Origin of the sequence: Streptomyces triticisoli, from assembly GCF_003270085.1 — a bacterium.
Lineage (GTDB): Bacteria > Actinomycetota > Actinomycetes > Streptomycetales > Streptomycetaceae > Streptomyces > Streptomyces triticisoli.
Genome location: NZ_QFDQ01000218.1, coordinates 1 through 6041, shown reverse-complemented (window position 1 = coordinate 6041; position 6041 = coordinate 1). Strand labels below are relative to the sequence as shown.

The following is a 6041-nucleotide window of genomic DNA, read 5'->3' as shown; positions in this document are numbered from 1 at the left end:
GATCCCCGCCGACGGCAGCGGCGCCCGCCCGGCCCGGGACGCCGGCGCCCTGGCTGCGGCCCGCGCCCTGCTCGCCGCCGGCCGGATCGTCGCCGTCAAGGGCCTCGGCGGCTACCACCTGGCCTGCGACGCCACCGACGCCCGCGCCGTCACCACCCTGCGCGCCCGCAAGGAACGCGGCGGCAAGGCGTTCGCGGTGATGTGCCCCGACCTCGCCACCGTCGAGCGGATCGCCGACCCCACCGACCGCGAACGGGCCGCGCTCACCGGCCCGAGGCGCCCCATCGTCCTGCTGCGCCGCAACGCCCGGCCGGACGGGCCGCGCTTGTGCGACGAGGTCTGCCCGGGCAGCCCCCACGTCGGCGTGATGCTGCCCTACACCCCCGTGCACACCCTGCTGTTCGGGCTGCCCGGCGATCCCCCTGGCCCCCGCGTGCTGGTGATGACCAGCGGCAACCGCTCCGGCGAGCCCATCGTCACCGACGACGACGAGGCACTGACCCGGCTGGCCGGACTCGCCGACGCCTGGCTCGCCCACGACCGCCCCATCGCCTCGCCCTGCGACGACTCCCTGCTACGGGTGCGCCCCGACGGCACCGAACAGGTGCTGCGCCGCTCCCGCGGCTACGTGCCCCGCCCGCTGCGCCTGCCCATCCCGGTGCGCCCCGCGCTCGCGGTGGGCGGCGACCTGAAGAACGTGCCCTGCGTCGGCGACGGCGACCACGCCTGGCTCGGCCCGCACATCGGCGACATGGGCGACCTGACCACCCTTCGGGCCGCCCAGCGGGCCGAACAGCACCTGCTGAGCCTGACCGGGGTCACCCCCGCCCTGGTGGCCGCCGACCGCCACCCCGGCTACCACTCGACCGGCTGGGCCCGCCGGCGCGCGGACCGACTGCCGCAGCAGCGCCCGGTGCTGGTCCAGCACCACCACGCGCACATCGCCTCCGCGATGGCCGAACACGGCCTCGACGGCACCACCCCCGTGATCGGCGTCGCCTTCGACGGCACCGGATACGGCGACGACGGCACCGTATGGGGCGGTGAGGTCCTGCTCGCCGACTACGCCGGCCACCGCCGCTTCGCCCACCTGACCCCCGCCCCCCTGCCCGGCGGCGACGCCGGCGTGGCCAACCCGTGCCGCCTCGCACTGGCCCGGCTGTGGGCCGCCGGACTGCCGTGGGACACCGGCCTGCCCCCCGTCGCCGCCTGCACCCCCGAGGAACTGTCCGTACTCCAAAAGCAGTTGGAGCGGAACCTGGCCTGCGTGCCCACCTCCAGCATGGGCCGGCTCTTCGACGCCGTCTCCTCCCTCGTGGGCGTGTGCCACCGCGCCGGATACGAGGCGCAGGCCGCGCTGGAACTGGAGGCGGCCGCCACCGCCGCCCAGGACGCGGACAGGGCGGCGTACCCCTTCGGACTCACCGACGGCCCCGGCCCTCTGGGCTGCGACCCGGCGCCCATGCTGCGGGAACTCCTCGCCGACCAGCGCCGCGGCACCCCGGTACCGGTTCTCGCCGCGCGCTTCCACCGGGGCGTCGCGCGAGCCGTGGCGGAGATCTGCCGGCGCGCCCGCGTGGCCACCGGCCTGACCACCGTCGTCCTCAGCGGCGGCGTCTTCGCCAACGGCCTGCTGGAGGAGGAGTGCGCCGCGCTCCTGGCCGGTGACGGCTTCACGGTACTGCGCCACGGCGAAGTCCCGCCGACCGACGGCGGACTGGCCCTCGGACAGCTCGTGGTCGCGGCCCACGAACGACAGGACGGACGGCGTACCTGAAGCCGCCCTACAGCGACGAGACGGAGTGACCCATGTGTTTGGCAGTGCCCGGCAAAGTCGTGGCCATCGACCACCGATCCGACCCCCTCACCGGCCTGGTCGACTTCGGTGGAGTGCAGAAACAGGCGTGTTTCGAATACCTGCCCGACCTGAAGGTGGGGGAGTACGTGATCGTCCACGTCGGGTTCGCCCTGCAGCGTCTGGACGAGGAGTCGGCCCGGGCGTCCCTGGAGCTGTTCGAGCAACTGGGGCTGCTGGAGGAGGAGTTCGGCGACGCCTGGGAACAGGCGGCCGAGCAGGCCGGCAGCGCGGCCCCGCACACCGCCGGGGCCGGGGAACGCGAGAAGAGCGGAAGTGAGGCCCGATGAAGTACATCGACGAGTTCAACGACCCCGAGCTGGCCCGGCGGCTGTTCGACGAGATCCGCGCGACCGTCACCCGGCCGTGGGCACTGATGGAGGTCTGCGGCGGCCAGACCCACTCGATCATCCGGCACGGCATCGACCAACTGCTGCCGGAGGAAGTGGAGTTGATCCACGGCCCCGGCTGCCCGGTGTGTGTGACGCCGCTCGAGGTCATCGACAAGGCGCTGGAGATCGCCGCCCGGCCCGAGGTGATCTTCTGCTCGTTCGGCGACATGCTGCGGGTGCCGGGCACCGACCGGGACCTGTTCCGGGTCAAGGGCGAGGGCGGCGACGTACGCGTGGTGTACTCGCCGCTGGACGCCCTCCAGCTGGCCCGGCAGAACCCCGGCCGCCAGGTGGTCTTCTTCGCCATCGGCTTCGAGACGACCGCCCCCGCCAACGCCATGGCCGTGCACCAGGCCCGCCGCCTGGGCCTGGACAACTTCAGCCTCCTGGTCTCCCACGTGCGGGTGCCACCGGCCATCGAGGCGATCATGACGGCTCCGGAGTGCCGGGTGCAGGGCTTCCTCGCCGCCGGGCACGTGTGCAGCGTCATGGGCACCGCCGAGTACCCGGACCTGGCCGAGCGGCACCGCGTCCCCATCGTCGTCACCGGCTTCGAACCGCTGGACATCCTCGAGGGCATCCGCCGCGCCGTCCACCAACTGGAGCGCGGCGAGCACCGGGTGGACAACGCCTACCCGCGCGCCGTGCGCGAGACGGGCAACCCGGCCGCCCTGCGCATGCTGGAGGAGGTCTTCGAGGTCGCCGACCGCTCCTGGCGCGGCATCGGACGCATCCCCGCCAGCGGCTGGCGGCTGTCGGACGCCTTCCGCGCCTTCGACGCCGAGCACCGCTTCGACGTCGAGGGCATCCGCACCGAGGAGCCCGCCGTGTGCCGGGCCGGCGAGGTCCTGCAGGGGCTGATCAAGCCCACCGAGTGCTCCGCGTTCGGCACCACCTGCACCCCGCGCACCCCGCTCGGCGCCACCATGGTCTCCAACGAGGGCGCCTGCGCCGCCTACTACCTGTACCGCCGGCTGAACGGACAGACCTCACCGGCCGCTCCGGCGCCGCAGGGTTCCCGTGCCCCGCAGGAGGAGATGAACCCCGTTGGCTGACCTCGCTTCCGCGGCGGCCGAGGCCCCCGTCGACCCCGCGAACTGGACCTGCCCCGCCCCCCTGCGCGACCAGCCCGTCGTGGTGATGGGCCACGGCGGAGGCGGCGCCCTGTCCGCCGAACTGATCCAGGACGTCTTCGCCCCGGCCTACGGCAACCCCACCCTCGCCGCCATGGGCGACTCCGCGGTCCTCCACCTCGGCGGCACCCGGCTGGCGTTCTCCACCGACTCCTACGTCGTCAGGCCGCTGTTCTTCCCCGGCGGCAGCCTCGGCGACCTGGCGGTCAACGGCACCGTCAACGACCTGGCGATGAGCGGCGCCCGGCCCGCCTGCCTCTCCGCGGCCTTCGTCCTGGAGGAGGGCGTGGAGCTGACCGTGGTCGACCGGGTCGCACGCGCCATGGGCGCGGCGGCCGAGGCCGCCGGCGTCATCGTGGCCACCGGCGACACCAAGGTCGTGGAGGCCGGACACGGCGACGGCGTGTACGTCACCACCGCCGGTGTCGGCCTCGTCCCCGAAGGCGTGGACATCCGCCCGCAGCGGGCCCGGCCGGGCGACGCCGTCATCGTCAGCGGTCCGATCGGCCTGCACGGCGTGGCCATCATGAGTGTGCGGGAGGGCCTGGAGTTCGGCGTCGAGGTCGCCAGCGACACCGCGCCGCTGGCCGACCTGGTGGCGGCCATGCTGGCCGTCACCCCGGACATCCACGTGCTGCGCGACCCCACCCGGGGCGGGCTCGCCGCGTCCCTCAACGAGATCGCCCGCGCCTCCGGCACCGGCGTGCGGCTGCGGGAGCGTGCCATCCCGGTCCCGGAGGCGGTCGTCAACGCCTGCGGATTCCTGGGCCTGGACCCGCTGTACGTCGCCAACGAGGGCCGGCTCGTCGCCTTCGTGCCCCCCGCTCGGGCCGAGGCCGTCCTGGCGGCGATGCGCGCCCACCCGCAGGGCGGCGGTGCCACACTGATCGGCGAGTGCGTCGCCGACCACCCCGGCATGGTCGTGGTCGCGACGGGCCTCGGCGGCACCCGGGTCGTCGACCTGCCGCTCGGCGAGCAACTGCCGCGCATCTGCTGACTGTTCGCACGTACGACCCCGCCGGTGCGTCGGGCACCGGCGGGGTCGTACGTGTCCGGGCGGCCGGTCAGGCCGGAACCGGACCGGGTTCGATCCCGGTGATCTCCAACTCCCGTCCGCTGCGCAGGTCCTGCGACGGCCGGTCGCAGTGCGGGCACCAGAAGAACGGGGGCATGCCCACCGGGAACTCCTGGTCGCACGGCACGCAGTACGCGTGCGCGGTCACCTGCTCCACGACGAGCCGGGCCCCGGCCAGCGCGGTGCCCTCCCGGGCCACCTCGAAGGCGAAGCTCAGGGCGTCGGGTACGACACCGGCCAGCTCGCCCACCCGCACCGTCACCGCCGAGACGGTCTCCGTCCCCTCGGCGCGGGCGAACTCGTCGGCCCGCTCCACGATCGCGGTCGCGATCGACAACTCGTGCACGGCCGCCTCAACTCCGTTCGGTGAGCTCCGCGAAGAACCTCTGGACGGCGGGCCACACCCGGCCCCCGCCGGACAGGCCCCGCCACTCGCGGCGGACCATGGCGACCATCCGGAAGCAGTCGTCGATGGGCACGATCCAGTGGTGGTCGAACTCCTGGACGGTGTTGACCAGCAGCGCCTCCACCTCCGGCTCCACCGTGGCGAGCTGCGGGAACCGGTCGGCCAGCCGCCGCCAGGCCGCCGCGTCCACCTCCCACCGCATGGCCCCCGCCGGGCTCGGACCCTGCGCGGTGACCGTGCCGTCGGCACGCGGCACGAAGAACACCAGACCGACCGGCACGCCCAGCGCCGCCGTGTCGATCCGGGGAAGCCGCACCCGGCGCCGGGGCACGAGCCGGAAGTGCCCGCCGCCCGCCCCGCTGTCGGTGAAGAGCACCGAACAGGGACCGCAGGCGCACCGCACCTCGGCCTCGACGGTGTCGTAGAGGTGACGGTGCTCCTCGGGCACCGGCGCGGCGCACAGCTCGCACACCTCGCCCGGTGCCGTCCGCCCGGCCGAGGAGCGGATGACCCGGGCCAGCGCCCCGTCCGCCGTCACCGCGCCTCCCGCGCCCGTGGGCCGCCGCGCCGCGCCAGTGCCTCCAGCGGTACGAACGCGGGAGCCGACCGCTTCCCGGACGCGTCCGGCACCGGCTCCACCGCGGTCAGTTCCGGTGCGGCGGCGAGCACGGCCGCGCGCACCGCGTCGGTGACGTCGGCCGTACCGCGGCCGCACCCGCCGCCCGTGCTCACCCGCACCCGGGCCACTTGCTCGTCCACACCGACCCACTCGACGTCACCGCCGCGCTCCCGCACGGCCGGCCGCAGCCGTTCGACCGCGCGGGCGGCCCGGCGCTCGGCCGGCTCGGGATGGATCCGGTGCAGCACCAGCAGATGCCCCACCAGTTCGTCCTCGGCCAGCCACCGGGCCAGCTCGTCGCTCGCCCGGTCCAGCACACGGCCCAGTGCCTCGCCGTACACCTCGGTCAGCAGCCGCACCGCCTCGAGAGCCGACTGCACGGTCGGTCCCGGCGCGGTCTCCAGCCCCGCCAGCAGCTCGTCCAGCCGGGCGAGCCGCGCCTCGACCTCCGGGTCGGCGAGCCGCCCGGCGGACGCGTCCTGTCGCGGCTCAGTCATGGCCGGCTCCGTAGGTGGGTGAGTGTTTTACGGTGAGTGTTCTGCCGTTGCCGGTGTACATGTG

General features: G+C 74.5%; 7 protein-coding genes. 4 read left to right on the top strand and 3 right to left on the bottom strand.

The features are described from left to right. The 4 genes from hypF to hypE all read left to right on the top strand — a co-directional run. Positions 1 to 1777, top strand: a 1777-nt coding sequence (hypF, locus tag DEP02_RS26655) for a carbamoyltransferase HypF (protein WP_112470232.1), incomplete at its 5' end; no start/stop codon positions are given. A 32-nt stretch (positions 1778 to 1809) separates the two neighbouring features. Continuing rightward, the gene (locus DEP02_RS26650) at positions 1810 to 2145 is read left to right on the top strand and encodes a HypC/HybG/HupF family hydrogenase formation chaperone (RefSeq protein ID WP_112470231.1); all 336 of its coding nucleotides are present in this window, start codon (positions 1810 to 1812) and stop codon (positions 2143 to 2145) included. Next, positions 2142 to 3302: a hydrogenase formation protein HypD gene (gene hypD / locus DEP02_RS26645; RefSeq protein ID WP_112470230.1), complete on the top strand. Its 1161-nt coding sequence runs from the start codon at positions 2142 to 2144 to the stop codon at positions 3300 to 3302. The genes DEP02_RS26650 and hypD overlap by 4 nt, the downstream gene beginning before the upstream one ends. A gap of 85 nt (positions 3303 to 3387) precedes the next feature. After that, positions 3388 to 4377 (top strand): hydrogenase expression/formation protein HypE, encoded by a 990-nt coding sequence (gene hypE, locus DEP02_RS26640; protein ID WP_232839289.1) that lies wholly within the window; start codon positions 3388 to 3390, stop codon positions 4375 to 4377. Positions 4378 to 4444: 67 nt separating this feature from the next. Here the strand turns inward: hypE and hypA are convergent, their stop codons facing one another. From hypA to DEP02_RS26625, 3 genes are read right to left on the bottom strand one after another with little or no spacing between them, the layout of a single operon-like run. Beyond that, positions 4445 to 4801, bottom strand: a complete 357-nt coding sequence (hypA, locus tag DEP02_RS26635; RefSeq protein ID WP_112470228.1) for a hydrogenase maturation nickel metallochaperone HypA — start codon at positions 4799 to 4801, stop codon at positions 4445 to 4447. 7 nt (positions 4802 to 4808) lie between these two features. Continuing rightward, positions 4809 to 5399 carry a DUF5947 family protein gene (locus tag DEP02_RS26630; protein ID WP_112470227.1) on the bottom strand — a complete coding sequence of 197 codons (591 nt, stop codon included), beginning with the start codon at positions 5397 to 5399 and terminating at the stop codon, positions 4809 to 4811. Beyond that, positions 5396 to 5977, bottom strand: coding sequence for a NifU-related iron-sulfur-binding protein (locus DEP02_RS26625; RefSeq protein ID WP_112470226.1), 582 nt, complete (start codon positions 5975 to 5977; stop codon positions 5396 to 5398). Before DEP02_RS26625 ends, DEP02_RS26630 begins: the two co-directional genes overlap by 4 nt. Between the last annotated feature and the right edge of the window lie 64 nt (positions 5978 to 6041).